Annotated in this window: 13 protein-coding genes; 9 read left to right on the top strand and 4 right to left on the bottom strand. The window is 69.7% G+C overall.

The features are described from left to right. Nucleotides 1-23: 23 nt before the first annotated feature. From OG588_RS40150 to OG588_RS40140, 3 genes are all read left to right on the top strand, one after another. Complete coding sequence (locus OG588_RS40150) at nt 24-938, top strand: 2-hydroxy-3-oxopropionate reductase (RefSeq protein ID WP_405951526.1); 915 nt, start codon at nt 24-26, stop codon at nt 936-938. Nucleotides 939-1,098: 160 nt separating this feature from the next. Continuing rightward, nucleotides 1,099-2,562, top strand: a complete 1,464-nt coding sequence (locus OG588_RS40145) for a catalase (protein WP_405951525.1) — start codon at nt 1,099-1,101, stop codon at nt 2,560-2,562. 351 nt (nt 2,563-2,913) lie between these two features. Beyond that, nucleotides 2,914-3,150, top strand: a complete 237-nt coding sequence (locus OG588_RS40140) for a hypothetical protein (protein WP_405951524.1) — start codon at nt 2,914-2,916, stop codon at nt 3,148-3,150. A 173-nt stretch (nt 3,151-3,323) separates the two neighbouring features. Here OG588_RS40140 and gcl read toward each other — a convergent pair whose 3' ends face one another. Then, nucleotides 3,324-5,108: a glyoxylate carboligase gene (gene gcl / locus OG588_RS40135; RefSeq protein ID WP_405951523.1), complete on the bottom strand. Its 1,785-nt coding sequence runs from the start codon at nt 5,106-5,108 to the stop codon at nt 3,324-3,326. A gap of 172 nt (nt 5,109-5,280) precedes the next feature. Between gcl and OG588_RS40130 the strand changes: the two genes are divergently transcribed. Further along, nucleotides 5,281-6,000, top strand: a complete 720-nt coding sequence (locus OG588_RS40130; protein WP_405951522.1) for a hypothetical protein — start codon at nt 5,281-5,283, stop codon at nt 5,998-6,000. Nucleotides 6,001-6,341: 341 nt separating this feature from the next. On the opposite strand, the gene OG588_RS40125 is transcribed toward OG588_RS40130, so the two are convergent. Continuing rightward, a complete protein-coding gene (locus OG588_RS40125) occupies nt 6,342-7,931 on the bottom strand; it encodes an AMP-binding protein (protein ID WP_405953324.1) in 1,590 nt (529 codons plus the stop codon). Nucleotides 7,932-7,981: 50 nt separating this feature from the next. Beyond that, nucleotides 7,982-9,652: an AMP-binding protein gene (locus OG588_RS40120; RefSeq protein ID WP_405951521.1), complete on the bottom strand. Its 1,671-nt coding sequence runs from the start codon at nt 9,650-9,652 to the stop codon at nt 7,982-7,984. 124 nt (nt 9,653-9,776) lie between these two features. Here OG588_RS40120 and OG588_RS40115 point away from each other — a divergent pair, with 124 nt between their 5' ends. The 4 genes from OG588_RS40115 (at nt 9,777) to OG588_RS40100 (ending at nt 15,380) form a co-directional block, all read left to right on the top strand. Continuing rightward, nucleotides 9,777-10,610, top strand: a complete 834-nt coding sequence (locus OG588_RS40115) for a LuxR C-terminal-related transcriptional regulator (protein WP_405951520.1) — start codon at nt 9,777-9,779, stop codon at nt 10,608-10,610. 151 nt (nt 10,611-10,761) lie between these two features. Next, on the top strand, nt 10,762-13,578 hold the full coding sequence (locus OG588_RS40110; RefSeq protein ID WP_405951519.1) for an ATP-binding protein: 2,817 nt from the start codon (nt 10,762-10,764) through the stop codon (nt 13,576-13,578). A gap of 201 nt (nt 13,579-13,779) precedes the next feature. Next, a complete protein-coding gene (locus tag OG588_RS40105) occupies nt 13,780-14,571 on the top strand; it encodes a trypsin-like serine protease (RefSeq protein WP_019061909.1) in 792 nt (263 codons plus the stop codon). A gap of 161 nt (nt 14,572-14,732) precedes the next feature. Beyond that, nucleotides 14,733-15,380 carry a LysE family translocator gene (locus OG588_RS40100; protein WP_360079992.1) on the top strand — a complete coding sequence of 216 codons (648 nt, stop codon included), beginning with the start codon at nt 14,733-14,735 and terminating at the stop codon, nt 15,378-15,380. A gap of 126 nt (nt 15,381-15,506) precedes the next feature. Here OG588_RS40100 and OG588_RS40095 read toward each other — a convergent pair whose 3' ends face one another. Beyond that, nucleotides 15,507-16,631: a winged helix DNA-binding domain-containing protein gene (locus OG588_RS40095; RefSeq protein ID WP_405951518.1), complete on the bottom strand. Its 1,125-nt coding sequence runs from the start codon at nt 16,629-16,631 to the stop codon at nt 15,507-15,509. Between the two features lie 173 nt (nt 16,632-16,804). On the opposite strand from OG588_RS40095, the gene OG588_RS40090 reads away from it, so the two are divergent. Further along, on the top strand, nt 16,805-18,001 hold the full coding sequence (locus OG588_RS40090) for a magnesium and cobalt transport protein CorA (RefSeq protein WP_405951517.1): 1,197 nt from the start codon (nt 16,805-16,807) through the stop codon (nt 17,999-18,001). The last annotated feature ends 221 nt before the right edge of the window (nt 18,002-18,222 follow it).

The following is an 18,222-nucleotide window of genomic DNA, read 5'->3' as shown; positions in this document are numbered from 1 at the left end:
ACCGCAGTTAGAGAGGCACCCGCATGAGCAAGCACGCAGACTCTTCCCACCCGACCCGCCCGGCGGTTGCCTGGATAGGCCTCGGCATCATGGGCTCCCCCATGTCCGAGAACCTGATCAAGGCGGGTTACGACGTCACCGGATTCACCCTGGAACAGGACAAGTTGGACCGCCTGACCGCCGCCGGCGGCACCGCGGCCGGTTCCATCGCCGAGGCCGTGCGGGACGCCGACGTGGTGATCACGATGGTCCCCGCGTCCCCCCAGGTCGAGGCCATCGCCTACGGCCCGGACGGCATCCTGGAGAACGCCCGCGCCGGCGCCCTCCTGATCGACATGTCGTCGATCACCCCGCAGACCTCGGTCGACCTCGCAAAGGCGGCCACAGAAAAGGGAATTCGGGTCCTGGACGCCCCCGTGTCCGGCGGTGAGGCCGGTGCGATCGAGGCCGTGCTGTCCATCATGGTCGGCGGCGGACAGTCCGACTTCGAGGAGGCCGAGCCGATCTTCGACGCGCTCGGCCGGACCATCGTGCTGTGCGGTCCGCACGGCTCGGGCCAGACCGTGAAGGCCGCCAACCAGCTGATCGTCGCCGTGAACATCCAGGCGTGCGCCGAGGCCGTGGTCTTCCTGGAGAAGTCGGGCGTGGACCTCGCGGCGGCCCTCGACGTCCTCAACGGCGGGCTCGCGGGCTCCACGGTGCTGACGCGGAAGAAGGACAACTTCCTGAACCGCGACTTCAAGCCGGGCTTCCGGATCGACCTGCACCACAAGGACATGGGCATCGTCACGGACGCGGCCCGCAATGTCGGCGCCGCGCTGCCCGTGGGTGCGGTGGTGGCCCAGCTGGTCGCGAGCCTGCGTGCGCAGGGCGACGGCGGACTCGACCACTCGGCACTGCTGCGTTCCGTGGAACGCCTGTCGGGCGCGCAGCTCTAGCCCTCCCCCCCCTCTCCCCCCAGACCCCGGGCGGCGCCGTCGCTGACAACTGTCCTGTCGCGCCCAGGCGTTGGCGCCGCCCGGAACCACGCCCACCAGTTCAACGAACTCAACTTCAACGAGTTCAACGAGTTCAACGAATCATCGAGGATTGCTCTCCATGTCGAAGCGCGTACTCACGACCGAGTCCGGCGCCCCGGTCGCCGACAACCAGAACTCCGCCTCCGCCGGGATCGGCGGCCCGCTCCTCCTCCAGGACCAGCACCTCCTTGAAAAACTCGCCCGGTTCAACCGCGAGCGCATCCCGGAGCGGGTGGTGCACGCGCGGGGCTCCGGCGCGTACGGCTACTTCGAAGTCACCGACGACGTAACCGACTTCACCCACGCCGACTTCCTCAGCACGGTCGGCAAGCGCACCGAGTTGTTCCTGCGCTTCTCCACGGTCGCCGACTCGCTCGGCGGCGCGGACGCGGTGCGCGACCCGCGCGGCTTCGCGGTCAAGTTCTATACGGAGCAGGGCAATTACGACCTCGTCGGGAACAACACCCCGGTGTTCTTCATCAAGGACCCCATAAAATTCCCGGACTTCATCCACTCCCAGAAGCGCGACCCCTTCACGGGCCGTCAAGAGCCGGACAACGTATGGGACTTCTGGGCGCACAGCCCCGAGGCCACGCACCAGGTGACCTGGCTGATGGGCGACCGCGGCATCCCGGCGTCGTACCGGCACATGAACGGCTACGGCTCGCACACCTATCAGTGGACGAACGCGGAGGGCGAGGCCTTCTTCGTCAAGTACCACTTCAAGACCAACCAGGGTGTGCGCAGCCTGAGCGGTGAGCAGGCGGCGGAGCTCGCGGGCAGGAACCCCAACTCCCATCAGACGGACCTGCTTCAGGCCATCGAGCGGGGCGTGAACCCGTCCTGGACGCTGCACGTCCAGGTCATGCCGGCGGCGGACGCGGCGGAGTACCGCTTCAACCCGTTCGACGTCACCAAAGTGTGGCCGCACGGCGATTACCCGCTCCAGCGTGTCGGTCGGCTCGTCCTCGACCGCAACCCTGACAACGTGTTCGCCGAGGTCGAGCAGGCCGCGTTCTCCCCGAACAACTTCGTGCCGGGCATCGGCCCCTCCCCCGACAAGATGCTCCAGGGCCGCCTGTTCGCGTACGCGGACGCGCACCGCTACCGCCTGGGCGTCAACCACACCCTGCTCGCGGTGAACGCCCCGAAGGCGACGACCGCGCAGAACTACGGCCGCGACGGCTTCATGGCGTCCAACGCCACCTCCCGAGGCCGCGCGGCGAAGAACTACGAGCCGAACTCCTACGACGGCCCGACCGAGACCGGCCGCGCCCTGTCGGCCCCCGTGTCGGTCAACGGCTACACGGGCACGCACGAGGCTCCGCAGCACACGAAGGACGACGACTTCTTCCAGGCGGGCGAGTTGTACCGCCTGATGTCGTCCGAGGAGCGGTCCCGTCTCGTCGCGAACATCGCCGGCGGCCTCGCGCAGGTCTCCCGCGACGACGTGATCGAGAGGAACCTCGCCCACTTCCACGCCGCCGACCCCGAGTACGGCCGGCGTGTGGAGGAGGCGGTCCACGCCCTGCGCGAGGACTGACCTCACCGACGGCCCGTGTGTGCCGGACGACCCGGATGAGGGGTGATCGTCGGCACCGCGCGGGCGGGGCCAGGACCGCGGCGGTGTGCGAGCCAGTGCGGTGGTGAAGGTTCCGAGGCCTCCTTCTCGACCTGAGGGAAGGGGTACCCCGGTTCCGTCGCGACCGTCGCGGTCCCAGCCGACGGCTTGATCAAGCCACAGACTCCGTCCGGCGGCGCGAACGTCCTGTCGCGCCCAGCCTCGCGCCGTCGGACGGCCACCACGACGAGCGCCGGATACGGATGGTTCCGTATCCGGCGCTCTTCGGTGTTTCCGGGTGCGGAACCGCTGTGCGCGCAGCAGCCTGGAGGTATGGCACATCCACCGGAATTCCCGCGCGTCGTGGTGCACCCGCCTGCGCTGGACGGCTCCCGCCGGGTGACCAGCGGCGACGAGACCCTTGGTATCGCCTCTCACCTCGATGATGTCGTCGAGATTCTGCGGCTGGCCGATCTGGATCGGGTCGAGGTTGAGGAGAGTGATCTGATCGAGTGGGAGGGGGGTGGGCCGGAGGACTGGCCCGGGTTGTCTGAGCCCCACGATCAGTGAACCTGGGTTTTGGGGCCGGGTTGGATCTGCCAGGTTCTGCCGGTTGCGGAGTGCGGGTTGTTCGTGGCTGGTCGCGCAGTTCCCCGCGCCCCTTTTTGTGGCGCTTCGCGCCTACAAAAAATAGGGCGGCCCATCCTCCCTGGATGGGCCGCCCCTATTTCGATTGCCGCGTCTCAGACCTTCAGGGGTCTGATCGACGTCGGTGCATGGCTTGGCTCGGTTGCGATGTCCTCGAACTCGACCACCGCGCTGATGTCGTTCGTCTTGCTCATCGCGATGTTGGTGATGCGTTCCAGGATGGCCTCTACGACGACCGGGACCCGGAACTCCGCCGCGAGCTTCTTGGCCTGTTCGAAGGCTGTGGCCAGTTCGGTGGGGTCGGTGACGCGGATGGCCTTGCAGCCGAGGCCTTCTACGACCTTGATGTGGTCGACGCCGTAGACGCCCAGCTCGGGGGAGTTGATGTTCTCAAATTCCAGGTTGACCTGGAAGTTGATGTCGAGGCCGAGCTGGGCCTGGCGGATCAGGCCCAAGTAGGCGTTGTTCACGAGGACATGGACGTACGGGATCCGGTGCTGTGCGCCGACCGCCAGCTCTTCGATCATGAACTGGAAGTCGTAGTCGCCGGAGAGGGCGACGACGGACGCGTCGGGGTCGGCCTTGGCGACGCCGAGCGCGGCCGGGATCGTCCAGCCGAGGGGGCCCGCCTGGCCGCAGTTGATCCAGTGGCGGGGGCGGTAGACGTGGAGCATCTGGGCGCCGGCGATCTGGGAGAGGCCGATCGTGGAGACGTATCGGGTCTCCGGGCCGAAGGCCTTGTTCATCTCCTCGTAGACGCGCTGCGGTTTGATCGGGATGTCGTCGAAGTGCGTACGGCGTTGGAGAGTTGACTTTCGCTCCTGTGCCGAGGCCGCCCATGCCGAGCGGTCGGGGAGGGTGCCCGCCGCCTTCAACTCCGTTGCCACTTCCACGAACAGCTCCAGCGCCGCCTTCGCGTCGGACGCGATGCCGTAGTCGGGGGCGAAGATCTTGCCGATCTGGGTGGGCTCGATGTCGACGTGGACGAAGGTGCGGCCGGCGGTGTAGACGTCCAGTTTGCCGGTGTGGCGGTTGGCCCAGCGGTTGCCGATGCCGAGGACGAAGTCGGACTCCAGGAAGGTCGCGTTGCCGTAGCGGTGCGAGGTCTGGAGGCCGACCATGCCGGCGTTCAGTTCGTGGTCGTCGGGGAGGACGCCCCAGCCCATCAGGGTCGGGACGACCGGGGTACCGGTCAACTCGGCGAACTCGACAAGGAGTTCGGCCGCGTCGGCGTTGATGACACCGCCGCCGGCGACGATCAGCGGGCGTTCGGAGGCGTTGAGGAGCGTGATCGCCTTCTCGATCTGGGCGCGGGTCGCGGTCGGCTTGTAGACCGACAGCGGCGCGTACGTCTCCGGGTCGAACTCGATCTCGGTGAGCTGCACGTCGATCGGCAGGTCGATGAGGACCGGGCCGGGGCGGCCTGAGCGCATCAGGTGGAACGCCTGTTGGAAGACGCCGGGGACCTGCGCCGCCTCCAGGACGGTCACCGCCATCTTCGTCACCGGCCCGGCGATCGAGGCGATGTCGACGGCCTGGAAGTCCTCTTTGTGGATCACGGCGGTCGGGGCCTGGCCCGTGACGCACAGGATCGGGATCGAGTCACCGATCGCGGAGTAGAGGCCGGTGATCATGTCGGTGCCGGCCGGGCCCGAGGTGCCGATGCAGACGCCGATGTTGCCCGGGCGGGTACGGGTGTAGCCCTCGGCCATATGCGAGGCGCCCTCGACATGGCGGGCGAGGGTGTGGTGGATACCCCCGGCTGCTTCGAGGGCGGCGTAGAAGGGGTTGATCGCCGCACCCGGGACGCCGAACGCGTCGCTGACGCCCTCGCGCTTGAGGATCTCGACTGCCGCGCGGGCAGCGGTCATACGAGCCATGGAGTACTCCTGCTTCGGCTGTCGGATTCGCATCACCGTCGCGCCCCGCGGTGAAACTCCTCGATTACTTAACTTCCACATTGCGGAATTCAACTTCTACTATCTGGAAGTAATGTAAGTGGAGGGGGCAAGGCCGTCAAGAGAGGGACAAGCAGGGGTTTTCAGGAGGACGATGGGGCGCATGTCCGAGAGCGTGCCGGTGCGCTGTCCGGCCTGCCGACGTGAGCACGTCTACGCCGCACCGTCGTATCCCTGCGTGTGCGGAGCCCCTGTGGCCCCGCCGCTGGATCGGCATGGCGTGGCGACGGTCGTGAACCACCGGGTGTGGGACGAGGACTGGATCGCGGTGCGCTGTGCGGCCTGCGGCCGGCTCGACGAGTGGCCGTACCCGGAACTGGGCTGCCCGTGCGGGACGCTGTTGCGGATTCCGGTCGCGGGCGAGGAAGCGCCGACCGAGCCGCCGGCGCCACCGGCCGCGGGGGCCGCCAAGACCGGCACCGATGTCCGGGGCCGCCCGGCGTTCCAACCCGTCACGATCCGCACCGCGCGCGACGCGGTCACCGCCGCCGCGCTGTATCTGCGCTGGCTCGGTTACCGGGACATCCGCCGCGCCGACCAACGGCCCCCGTCCGGCATCGGCCTCGCCGCCCGCGGCATCCTGGCGCAGGTCGACCCGACCGTACGGCCGGCCTCACTGCGCGACGTGGAGTGCCTGTGGCTGACGGCCATGACGGAGTCCACCGACTGCGTCTACTTCTCCCTCGCCGGATACGCCGACGACGCCCGAGCCCGCGCGGACGCCCTCCGCGTCCCCCTGTTCGTCCTCGACCTCACGGGCACACCACAGCCGATGAACGAACTTGCGGATCAACTCGACGCGACGGGAGGTTAGTTGGGCGGCCGGCGCGATCGCACCAGGTTCGTGGCGGCAGACAGTGGACGGGCCGAGGCCCAGAGGCGGGCCGGGGTCCACAGGCGGTCCGAGGCCGGTCCGAGGCCCAGGCAGACGGAACTCAGGGTCTCGCGGTCGTCGCCGGCCCCATCGCGTCGCCCGCGACAGCAACCGCTGACGTCAACGCCTCCGACGCCTCACAGCTGCACGCACCACACCCCACTCCACTCCACCGGGCTCGTCAGGCGCCGCCGAAAACCCCGTCAACTCCGCACCCACTCCCAAGCACCCCTGCACCCCGCCCCGAACCGCACCAACCCCCACCGACAGCCACCCCCACCTCACCGCCCCCGAACAGCCCGCTCCCGCAGCTCGATCTTCCGCGCCTTCCCCGACACCGTCATGGGAAAGGCATCCATGATCTGAAGCAGACTCGGAATCTTGTAGTGCGCCAACCTGCCCTCGCAGAACCCCCGCAGCTCCTCCAGCGTCAACGGATCCGCCGGGTCACGCGGGATGACACAGGCCAGCACCTCCTCCCCGTAGCGCTCATGCGGCACCCCCACCACCTGGACGTCCGCGATCTTCGGGTGGGTGTAGAGGAACTCCTCGATCTCGCGCGGGTAGATGTTCTCGCCGCCCCGGATGATCATGTCCTTGATGCGGCCGACGATCTCGACGTAGCCGTCCTCGCGCATCATCGCCAGGTCACCCGTGTGCATCCAGCGCCCCGCGTCGATCGCCTCGGCGGTCTTCTCGGGCTCGTTCCAGTAGCCGAGCATCACGCTGTAGCCGCGCGTGCACAACTCCCCTGCCGTGCCCCGGGGTTGGGTGACACCCGTCGCCGGGTCGACGACCTTGACCTCCAGGTGCGGAAGGACGCGGCCGACCGTGCCGGTGCGGTGTTCCAGGTCGTCGTCCCGGCGCGTCTGCAAGGACACCGGGGACGTCTCCGTCATGCCGTAACAGATGGACACCTCCGCCATGTGCATCTCGGCGACCACCCGTTTCATCACCTCGACCGGGCAGGGCGAGCCCGCCATGATGCCGGTGCGGAGCGAGGAGAGGTCGTAGGACGCGAAGTCGGGGAGGTTCAACTCCGCGATGAACATGGTCGGTACGCCGTAGAGCGACGTGCACCGTTCCTGCTCGACCGCCTTCAGGGTTGCCGCCGGGTCGAAGGACGCCGCCGGAATCACCATGCACGCGCCGTGCGAGGTCGCCGCCAGGTTGCCCATCACCATGCCGAAGCAGTGGTAGAAGGGCACCGGGATGCAGATCCGGTCCTGCTCGGTGTAGGCGATCGACTCCCCCACGAAATAACCGTTGTTGAGGATGTTGTGGTGGGAGAGCGTGGCGCCCTTGGGGAAGCCCGTCGTGCCGGACGTGTACTGAATGTTGATCGCGTCGTCGCAGGACAGCTCGGCGTACGGCGCGTCACCCGTACCGCGCCCCAGCAACTCCCCCCAGCTCGGGTCACCGATGTACACGACCTCACGCAACTCCGGGCACCCGCCCCGCACTTGGTCGACCATCGCCCGGTAGTCACTCGCCTTGTGGCTGACCGAGGCGAACAGGACCGAGATCCCCGCCTGGTTGAGGACGAACTCCACCTCGTGGGTGCGGTACGCCGGGTTGATGTTCACCATGACCGCACCGATCCGCGCGGTGGCGTACTGAACCAGCACCCACTCCGGGCAGTTGATCGCCCAGATCCCCACCCGGTCGCCCTTCACCACCCCGCTCGCGAGCAGCGCCTGCGCCAACTCCTCGATGTCGGCGGCGAATTCGGCGTACGTCCAGCGCCGCCCGGACGGTACGTCGACGAGCGCCTCGCGGTCGGGCCAGGCGGCCACCGCCCGGTCGAGGTCGGCGCCGATGGTGTCACCGAGTAGTGAAGTCCCGCTGGTTCCATGGCTGTACGAGTTCATCGGGCTGTACGAGTCCATCGGCGAGTTCGTCGGAGAGTTGATCGGCGAGCTCATCGGAAGTCCTCCTCGCGGTACTCGGCGGCCGACCCCGCGGCCGTCGCCTCCCGCAGTTCGATCCGGCGGATCTTGCCGGAGACGGTCTTGGGCAGCTCCGCGAACTCCAGGCGGCGGATCCGCTTGTACGGGGCGAGGACGTCCCGCGAGTGCTCGAACAGCACCTTCGCGGTGTCGGGTCCCGGCTCCCAGCCCGCCGCGAGCACGACGTACGCCTTCGGCACGGCGAGCCGCAGCTCGTCCGGCGCGGGCACCACGGCGGCCTCGGCCACCGCCTCGTGCTCCAGCAGGGCGCTCTCCAGCTCGAACGGGGAGATCTTGTAGTCGGAGGCCTTGAAGACGTCGTCGGACCGGCCGACGTAGGTGATGTAGCCGTCCGCGTCCCGGGCGCCGATGTCGCCGGTGCGGTAGTAGCCGCCGGCCATCGCCTCCGCCGTACGGTCCGGGTCTCCGTGATAGCCGGTCATCAGGCCCACCGGCGGGTCGGACAGGTCGAGCGCGATCTCGCCCTCGGCCGCGCCCGGCGCACCCGACACCGGGTCCAGCAACTCGACCCGGTACCCCGGACTCGGTCGCCCCATCGAACCCGTCTTCAACGGCTGGCCGGGACTGTTCGACACCTGCACGGCCGTCTCCGTCTGCCCGAAGCCGTCCCGGATCGTGACGCCCCAGGCGCGCCGCACCTGCTCGATCACCTCGGGATTCAAGGGCTCCCCCGCCGCCAGGGCCTCGCGGGGCGGGGTGCGCAGCTGGCTCAGGTCGGCCTGGATCAGCATCCGCCACACCGTCGGCGGGGCGCAGAAGGTGGTCACCCCCGCGCGGTCCATCTCGGCCATCAGCCGGGCCGCGTCGAAGCGCGTGTAGTTGTGGATGAAGACCGTCGCCTCCGCGTTCCAGGGCGCGAAGAGGTTGGACCAGGCGTGCTTGGCCCAGCCGGGCGAGGAGATGTTGAGGTGCACGTCGCCGGGGCGGAGACCGATCCAGTACATGGTGGCGAGGTGGCCGATCGGGTACGACGTGTGGGTGTGCTCGACCAGCTTGGGGTGGGCGGTCGTGCCCGAGGTGAAGTAGAGCATCAGCGGGTCGTCGGACAGGGTCGGGGCGTCGGCCGTGAACTCGGCCGACGCGGCGTACGCGTCCTCGTAAGTCCGCCAGCCCTCGACCGCGCCGCCGACCGTGATCCGCGTGTAGTCCCCGGGCACCTCGTCGAACTTGTCGACGTCCTCGGAGCGCACGATCACCTGCCGGACCCGGCCACGCGCGACGCGGTCGCGCAGGTCGGCGGGGCCGAGCAGCGGGGTGGCGGGGATGACCACGGCGCGCAGTTTCATCGCCGCGAGGGCCGTCTCCCACAGCTCGGTCTGGTTGCCGAGCATGACGAGGATCCGGTCCTCGGGGCCGACGCCCTGGGCGCGCAGCCAGTTGGCGACGCGGTTGGAGCGCGCGGACATCTCGGCGAAGGACAGTGCGGCCTCGGTGCCGTCCTCCTCGACGATGCGCAGCGCGGTGCGGTCGTTGCCGGCCGCGATGACGTCGAACCAGTCGAGCGCCCAGTTGAAGTGCTCGGGCCTGGGCCAGGAGAAACCGTCGTAGGCCGTGGCATAGTCCGTACGGTGCGCCAGCAGAAAGTCCCGCGCACTACGGAACGACTCACTCGCCGTCGTCATCTGTCCTCCTAAGTACCGGACCATTCCGGGCGGCTCTCTGACATCGTGTAATCGGTGATGCAGGTCTCACTACCCCCGTACGGGGGTGTGTGCAGCAGGGTGGCCGCAATGAAGGGGCAAGCGGGTGGCGACGGACGCGGCGGGGATGGTGGAGATTCAGGCGGCGCTGGTACGGCTGCGACGCGGCACCGGGCTGCCGGTCGCCTTCGGCGGCCTGGTGGAGACCGGTCGGCAGCAGATGCGCATCAGCGAACTGAGCGGCACGTTGACCCCGTCGCTGCGCGCCCTCGCGGTGACCTCGGGCAACGGTCTCGGCGGCAAGGCGGTCGCCCTCGCCCGCCCGTGCGCGGTCCTGGACTACTCCGCCTCCCACCAGATCAGCCACGAGTACGACGCCCCGGTGGCCGCCGAGGGCCTGCGCGCGATCCTCGCCGTCCCGGTCGTCGTACGCCGCCGGGTGCGCGGTGTCCTCTACGGCGCGCTGCGCACCGCCCAGCCGTTGGGCGACCGGATGCTGAGCGCGGCGATGGCGGCCGCCCGGGACGTGGAGCAGGCGCTGGTGGTACGGGAGGAGGTGCGGGAACTGCTGAGCGCGGCGCGTCCGGCGCCGGCCCCCGACCCGGCGGCGAGCGCGGTGTGGGAGCAGGTGCGGGAGGCGCACGCGGCCCTGCGGGCACTGGCCCCGCGCATCCCGGACCCGGCGCTGCGGGCCGAACTCCTGGACGCCTGCGGGCTGTTGACGGCGGAGGCGGCCACCGGGGAGGTAGAACTCGCGCCGCGGGAGCTGGACGTGCTGGCGTGTGTGGCGGCGGGGGCGACGAACGCGGTGGCGGCGGAGCGGCTCGGGCTGCGGGCGGAGACGGTCAAGGGGTATCTGCGCTCGGCGATGCGGAAGCTGGGCGCGCACACCCGCGGGGAGGCCGTGGTGGCGGCGCGGCGGGCGGGGGTGCTGCCGTGAGGAGAGCCCCCGTTGGCGACCGGCTATTCATTCATCGGAGCTTTGAATTTCCGGATGCTGCACAGTTGTTATTTCCCTCACGACCCCGTCCATCCGAATTTCAAGGACTGATTGCCTAATATTGGCCCGGACACGACACACGAGGGGAGCGGTGACCGTGCGACGGGACTTCAAGGAGCCTGCCAGAACGCGCCCCGACCTGGTCATCGGCCGGGAGGAGATGTTCAACGCCGCCCGTGACCAGCTCGCCGAGGGCGGCAGTGTGCTGCTCCACGGCCCCGCCGGAATAGGAAAGTCGACCGTCCTGCGGGCGTTGGCCGCGGAATACGGCGAGACGGCGCGCACCGTGTTGCGCTGCTCGGCCACGGAGTCCGAATCCCATCTCCCCTTCCTGGCCCTCGCGGACCTCCTTGGTCTGGTCCTGGACGAGGTGTCCGAGCGACTGCCCGTGGCCCAGCGCACGGCACTGGAATCCGCGCTCACCGGCCGCGGCGAGTCCTCCCTCCAGCGCGACGGCCTCGCCCTGCGCCTCGCCGTCCTGTCCGCGCTGCGCGCCCTCGCCACCGACGGTCCCGTCCTCGTCGTGGCCGACGATCTCCAGTGGCTGGACCCGGCCAGCGCGGAGCTGCTCGGGTTCGCCGCGCGGCGGCTCGGGGACACCCAGGTGCAGATGGTGTTCGCGGTGCGCACCGAGGGCCAGGAGTACGACCGGTATCTGAGCGCGTCGCCGCCGGACACGCTGGCGTTCCGGCTCAGCCCGCTGTCCCGGGCGCAGGTGTCGGCGCTGCTCGACCACCGCGGGTACACCGGGCTGCCGCGCTCCACGGTCCGCGAGATCCACCGTACGAGTGGCGGAAACCCGTTGTTCGCGCTGGAGTTGGGCCGTGCCCTGGCCGAGAACCCGACCCCGCCGAGACCGGGCGAGCCGCTGCCCGTGCCCACGTCACTACGCGCGTTGGTGCTGAGCCGGCTCGACATGCTGCCCGCCGAGGCGCGCCGCACGCTGCTGGTCGCGAGCGCGGGCGCCCGCCCCACCGTCGCCCTGCTCCAGACCGCCGGCCGCGAGAACGCCGAGGCCGAAACCGCCCAGGCCGCCGAACTCGGCCTGCTGGCAACGGAACCCGAGGGCCCCGCCGTACGGTTCGCGCACCCACTCATCTCCGCCGCGCTGTACGCGGAGGCCCCCGCGCAGGAGCGGCGGGCCGCGCACGCCGCGCTGTCGACCGCCGCCTCCGACCCCATCGAGCGCGCCCGGCATCTCGCCCTCGCGACCACCGGTACCGACCCGGAGGTCGCCGCCCGGCTCGCCGAGGCCGCCACCCTGGCCCGCGACCGCGGGGCGCCCTCGGTCGCCGCCTCGCTCGGACTGCTCGCCGCCCGGCACACCCCGGCCGACAGCGTGCCGGGCCCGGACGAGCGGCGGTTGCAGGCGTCCGAGGACGCGATCACCGCCGGCGAGCTGGACCTCGCCCGGGACATCGCGCGTGAGGTGCTGACCCGGACGTCGGTGCCCGCCGAGCGGGTGCGGGCCTGGATCATCGTGATCGACACGGCCGGCCACTCGATGGCGGACGTGGACGCCGTCTTCCCGCAGGCCCTCGCCGACGCGGGCGACGACCCCCGGCTGCTCGCCCTGGTCCGCTACCAACTGGCCTGGCGCGCCCTGCTCGTGGAGGGCGACTTCGCCGAGGCCCGCGCGGAGACAGCGCGCTCGGCGGAACTCGCCGCGCGCGCCGGCGACCGGCGCACCGAACTCCTCGCGCTCTCCTTCCAGGCGCAGACCGAGACCCTGATGGGCCACCCTGACGCGCCCCTCACCATCAAGCGCGCGCTGAAGGAGCCCCAGGATCCGAGGGTGGCGTGCCATCACAACGGCGCGGGCTCGGCCCGGTTCCGCTGGCTGGTGATGAGCGATCAGCTGCCCGAGGCCCGCGCGACCATCACCGCGCTGCTGCGCGAGGTGCGGCGGCGCGGGTCGGTGGAGAGCGAGGTGCACTTCCTGCGCGGCTTCGCCGAGACCGAGCTGCGTTCCGGGCACTGCGGCCGCGCCCTCGACCTGGCCCGGGAGGGCCTGCGGCTGGCCCGCGACTCCGGGATCGGCCAGACGGCGTCCGCGATGCTCACCGCGCTCGCCGAGGCCTCCGGCGGTGACGTCGAGGAGGCCCTCGCGCTGGCCCGGGAGGCGGTCGAGCACGCCGAGGAGGACGGCGACCAGATGTATCTCTCCCGTGCCCTCGGCGCCCTGGGATACGCCCAGTTGGTCGCCGGAGACGCGCACGGCACCGTCCGCTCGCTGCGCCGCGTACGGGAACTGGAGCAGGCCCTCGGGGTGACCGACCCGGCGCGTGGCCGCTGGCACGGCGACCTCGCCGAGGCCCTCGTCCGGATCGGCGAGATCAGCGAGGCCCAGGACGTCATCGACGTGACCCGCGAACGGGCGCTGCGCCTCGGCCGCGAGAGCGTCCTCGCCGTACTCGACCGCGCCGAGGCGCTGGTGCGGGCGGCGCGCGGCGAACACGACGAGGCCGTAACGCAACTGACGTCCGTGCAGGACCGCCTCGCCAAACTGGGCTACGGCCTGGAGGAGGCCCGCGCCGCCTTCGCGCTGGCGTCGCTGCGAACCGGACAGCCCGGACCCACGTCGTACGACGAGGCGACCCGGCTGTTCCGGCGGTGCCGGGCGCTGCCCTGGCTGCGGCAGGTGGACGAGGCCACCGTCGTCAGGGCGCCGGAGCCGACGCCCGTGCCCGCACCCGCGCCCACCCTGGAGGGGCTCGACGGGCTGGCCTCGATGGAGCGTCAGGTCGCCGCGCTCGTCATGGAGGGCGCCACCAACCGGGAGATCGCCGCCCGGCTGTTCATCAGCGTCAAGACGGTCGAGGCGACCCTGACCCGGGTCTACCGCAAGCTGGGGATCCGCTCGCGGGTGGATATCGTCCGACTGGCGGCGGGGCGCCGTCCGAACTGAGGACCCTACGGGTTTACTGTGCGGCGACCGAGGGTTTTCCCTGCCCAACTCCCCTAGGGGGTTCCCTCATTGGGAGCTGGGTGTTCCGGGTTCTAGCTTATGGGTGTGCCGCTCGCCCGGGCATACGGGGGTCGGTCCCGCGACCCCCGTTGCACCCCCCACACCCGCGCGACCCCCACCGGCAAGCCAATGAGGAGACTCATGTTCGGGCTCAACCGCGCCAAGAGAACCACCGCAGTCGTCGCAGCAGCCGCCGCTGCCGCAGCGACCGCACTGCTCAGCGCCCCCACCGCTGTGGCAGCCCCCCAGCCCATCGTCGGCGGTTCCACGACCACGACGACGGCGTACCCGTTCGTCATGCAGATCACGGACGCCTCGCAGAACCAGTTCTGCGGCGGCACGCTCGTCTCCGCGACCAAGGTGGTCACCGCCGCCCACTGCATGGTCGGCGAGACCACCAGCAGCGTCCGCGTGGTCGGCGGCCGCACGTACCTCAACGGTACGAACGGCACCGTCAGCAAGGTCAGCAAGATCTGGATCAACCCCAGCTACACGGACGCCACCAACGGTAATGACGTGGCCGTCCTGACGCTGTCGACGTCGATGCCGTACACCACGGCGAAGTACGTCGCCTCCACGGACACCTCCGTGTACGCGACCGGCGCCACGGCCCGCATCCTCGGCTGGGGCACCACCTCGGAGAACGGCAGCTCCTCCAACCAGCTGCGGACCGCGACCGTCCCGATCGTGTCCGACACCAGCTGCAAGAGCTCCTACGGTTCGGACTTCATCGCGACCGACATGGTTTGCGCCGGATACACATCCGGCGGCGTAGACACCTGCCAGGGCGACAGCGGCGGTCCCCTGCTCATCGGGGGCGTCCTGGCAGGGATCACTTCTTGGGGCGAGGGCTGTGCCGAGGCGGGTTACCCGGGGGTCTACTCCCGGCTGACCAAGTTCTCCAGCCTGGTGACCACACAGGTCAACTCGTAACCCGGAAGAACTCCTGAGCATCCCTCAGGGAAATACCAGGGTGCGTTGCGGGCTTCCACGAGCAGCCCGCAACGCACCCTATCCATGTGCAAGCCACCGACCGGGCCCTAGAGCGGACCCCCTCCCGCCTGTTTCAATGAGCGCCGGATGGGAGTGATCGCATGGTGTCCACGGACCGTTTCCTCGCCTTCGCCGCGATGTCGTTGCTGGTGATCGTGATCCCGGGCCCGAGTGTCCTGTTCGTCATCGGCCGCGCACTCGCGCACGGCCGCCGTACGGCGGTGGCAACCGCCCTCGGCAACGTCTTCGGCTCGTATCTGCTGGTGACGGCGGTGGCGTTCGGCATCGGCGCGCTGGTGGAACGGTCGGTCACGATCTACCTGACGGTGAAGCTGGCGGGCGCGGCCTACCTCGTCTACCTGGGCGTCCAGGCATTCCGCCACCGCAAGGACCTGAAGGCGTCTGCGATGCGAACAGATTCCAGGACGGAGCCCCGAGGCGACTTGCGCACGGTCCTGGACGGCGCCCTGGTCGGCGTCACCAACCCCAAGGGCGTGGTGTTCTTCGCCGCCGTACTCCCCCAGTTCGTCAACCACTCGGCCGGCCAGGTCCCGCTCCAGATGCTCCTGCTCGGCCTGATCCCCATCTCCATCGGCCTGGTCACGGACACCCTCTGGGGCCTGACCGCCTCGGCGGCCCGCACGTGGTTCGCCGGCTCCGACCGCCGCCTGTCCCTGATCGGCGGCGCGGGCGGCTTCACGATGATCGGCCTGGGCGTGACGGTCGCGGTGACGGGCCGCGCGGACTGAGCGTTCTGCGGTTCTACGGCCCTTGGGTTCCCGGTTCCCGGTTCTCGGGTTCTCGGTCCTTGGGTTCCCGGTCCTTGGGTTCCCGGTCCTTGGGTTCCCGGTCCTTGGGTTCCCGGTCCTTGGGTTCTACGGCTGTACGACCGTCCCGAACCGGATGTCGTACGACGTCCCCGTGTGCATGGTGCCGAGCATCCGCGCCCCCTCGGCGACCACGTCGCTCTGCTGAGCCTTGGTCAGCTTGCCGAAGGGCTCGACGACGAGGTGGCCGTCGCCGTCGTCGAGTTTCCAGACCCCGGCGAGGAACCCGTCGACGAGGAACGTGCGGTGGGCGACGTTGCCCTGCCAGGCGCGGCCCCAGTACTCAGGCGGTACGACCCGGGTGCGGTCGGCGTGGGCGAGGAGCAGGTTGTCGAACTCGGGCAGGAAGCGCGGCGGAGCCGGGGTGTCGGCGGCGGGGCGGGGCGCGTCCGGGAGGTCGAAGAGTTCGACGCCGTTCGGATCGTAGAAGGTGACGAGTTGGGGCCGTAGCCGCTCGAAGGCCTCGCGCAACCGCGTCAGACCGGCCCAGGTCTGCATGTCCTTCACGGAGGCGGGCCCGAAGGCGGCGAGATAGCGCAGGACGGTCGCGTCCGGGGCGGGCGCGGGTTCGGCGGGGCGCCCCAGCCAGTGCTCGGCGGTGGTGAGCGCGACCTGACCACTGCGCCCCCACAGCCCACGCGGGGTGACCTGGACGAGCGGGAGCTTGCAGCGGGCGGCGATCGCGAGGGCCTGCGGGTCGGCATCGGGCCACTCGACGAGGAGCGCCTCACGCAACTCCTTCATGGTGCGCGGCTCGACTTCGACGAGCTCACGGGCTCGCACGGCGAGCCGGTCCAGGTCGACGCCGACGAGCCCCTTGCGGAAATTGCCCAGCTCACGGTCACGGGCGGCCTGCACGAGCGGGCGGAGGCTGAGACAGTCGGCGGCTGTGTGGGTGTGGATGGTGGACCGCATGGTGACGATCCGGACGACCTCGCGCTCGGCCATCAGCCCGGACAGCTCCTCGGGTACGAATCCGTCGAGGCGGGCGGCGAGGGCGTAGTACGGCGGCTTGACGTTCTGGGCCTGGAGGCCGAGGAGATGCTCGATGCCGACGCGGGCGGAGAGGGGCGAGCGGCGCAGGAGGAGCTGCCGGTCGAGGGTGGCGCGGTTGAGGGCGCGGATGTCGAGTACGGGAGCGGTCGGGGACTTCGCCTTGGTCACGCTCCCCACGCTAAGGGCGATTGCGGACACCTTCGGTCCGCAACTCTCACCGGATCCGGGAGCGGGTTCACACGCCCAGGCTGTTTGCCCCGTATATCCTGCTCATGCCCCGTGATCACATAGACATAGAAATAGACATACAGACATAGACATAGACCTAGGCTCGATCGAGAGGCACCGCGATGCCCCAGCGACGCGCCCGCCCCACCTCGAAGAACAACGGAACCGGCAGAATCGGCGGGAAGGGCGGGAACGGTAGGACCTCCGGCTGGCGCCGCGCCCCGGCCCCACCCCCGACGCCCGTTCCCGAGCCCTCGGTGTCCACCACCGACGCGCCCCCTTCGGAACCCTCCGACGCGGGCAGCGTCGTCCAGGCCGCCCTGTACCGGGACGGCGTGCGGGTCTCGGCACCGGACACCCTCGCCGACACCTTCCGCGAGCTGCGCGAACAGCCCTCCGGCATGGCCTGGATCGGCCTCGCCCGCCCCACCGAAAGTGAACTCCTCTCCCTGGCCGAGGAGTTCGACCTCCACCCGCTGGCGGTCGAGGACGCGATGGAGGCCCACCAGCGCCCGAAACTGGAGCGCTACGGCGAGACGCTGTTCGTGGTCCTGAGCGCCGCCCGCTACTTGGACACGACGGAGGAGGTCGACTTCGGCGAGCTGCACGTGTTCGTCGGCCCGGACTTCGTGATCACGGTCCGCCACGGCGCGGCCCCCGACCTCTCCGCGGTCCGCCAACGCATGGAGGAATCACCGGAGTTGCTGAAGCTCGGCCCCGAGGCGGTGCTGTACGCCATCCTCGACGCGGTCGTCGACGGCTACGCGCCCGTGGTCGCCGGCGTCCAGATCGACATCGACGAGATCGAGACGGAGGTCTTCCGCAACGAACCACAGGTCTCCCGCCGTATCTACGAACTCTCCCGCGAAATGGTCGAGTTCCAGCGCGCCACCCGGCCCCTGGTGGGCATGCTGCACAGCCTGATGGCCGGCTTCGCGAAGTACGGCACCGACGAGGAACTCCAGCGTTACCTCCGCGACGTCGCCGACCACGTCACCCACACCAGCGAACGAGTCGACGGCTTCCGCCAGGCCCTCACGGACATCCTCACGGTGAACGCGACGCTGGTCACGCAGCAACAGAACGCGGAGATGAGGGCGTTGGCGGAGGCGGGGTTCGAGCAGAACGAGGAGATCAAGAAGATTTCTTCTTGGGCGGCTATTTTGTTCGCGCCGACGCTGGTGGGGACGATCTATGGGATGAACTTCGATCGGATGCCGGAGTTGCACTGGGTGCTTGGGTATCCGTTCGCGATCCTACTGATGGCTGTTGTATGTACCAGTTTGTACGTCATCTTCAAGCGGAAGGACTGGCTCTGAGCAATCGCCCGAGGAGGCGCTTCTGCGCGGCAGTGCGGCCCTGATCGCAGGCTCCGACGATGCCTTCGAGGTCGCTGGGGAGAATCTGGGGAGAATGAGCCGCGTTCCGATTCCTGCGATCGCGGGCGTTGACCTGCGGAAGCCTCACCTCTGAGGCGCAGGGGGAGCACTGACCAGCACGGAGAGCAGCGAACTTCCCTTGCGGAACGCCGAAACGCGTG

The sequence above is a fragment of the Streptomyces prunicolor genome, assembly GCF_045162825.1.
GTDB lineage: Bacteria > Actinomycetota > Actinomycetes > Streptomycetales > Streptomycetaceae > Streptomyces > Streptomyces prunicolor.
Note: the sequence above shows the minus strand (reverse complement) of the source record. Positions and strands in the feature narration are given on the sequence as shown.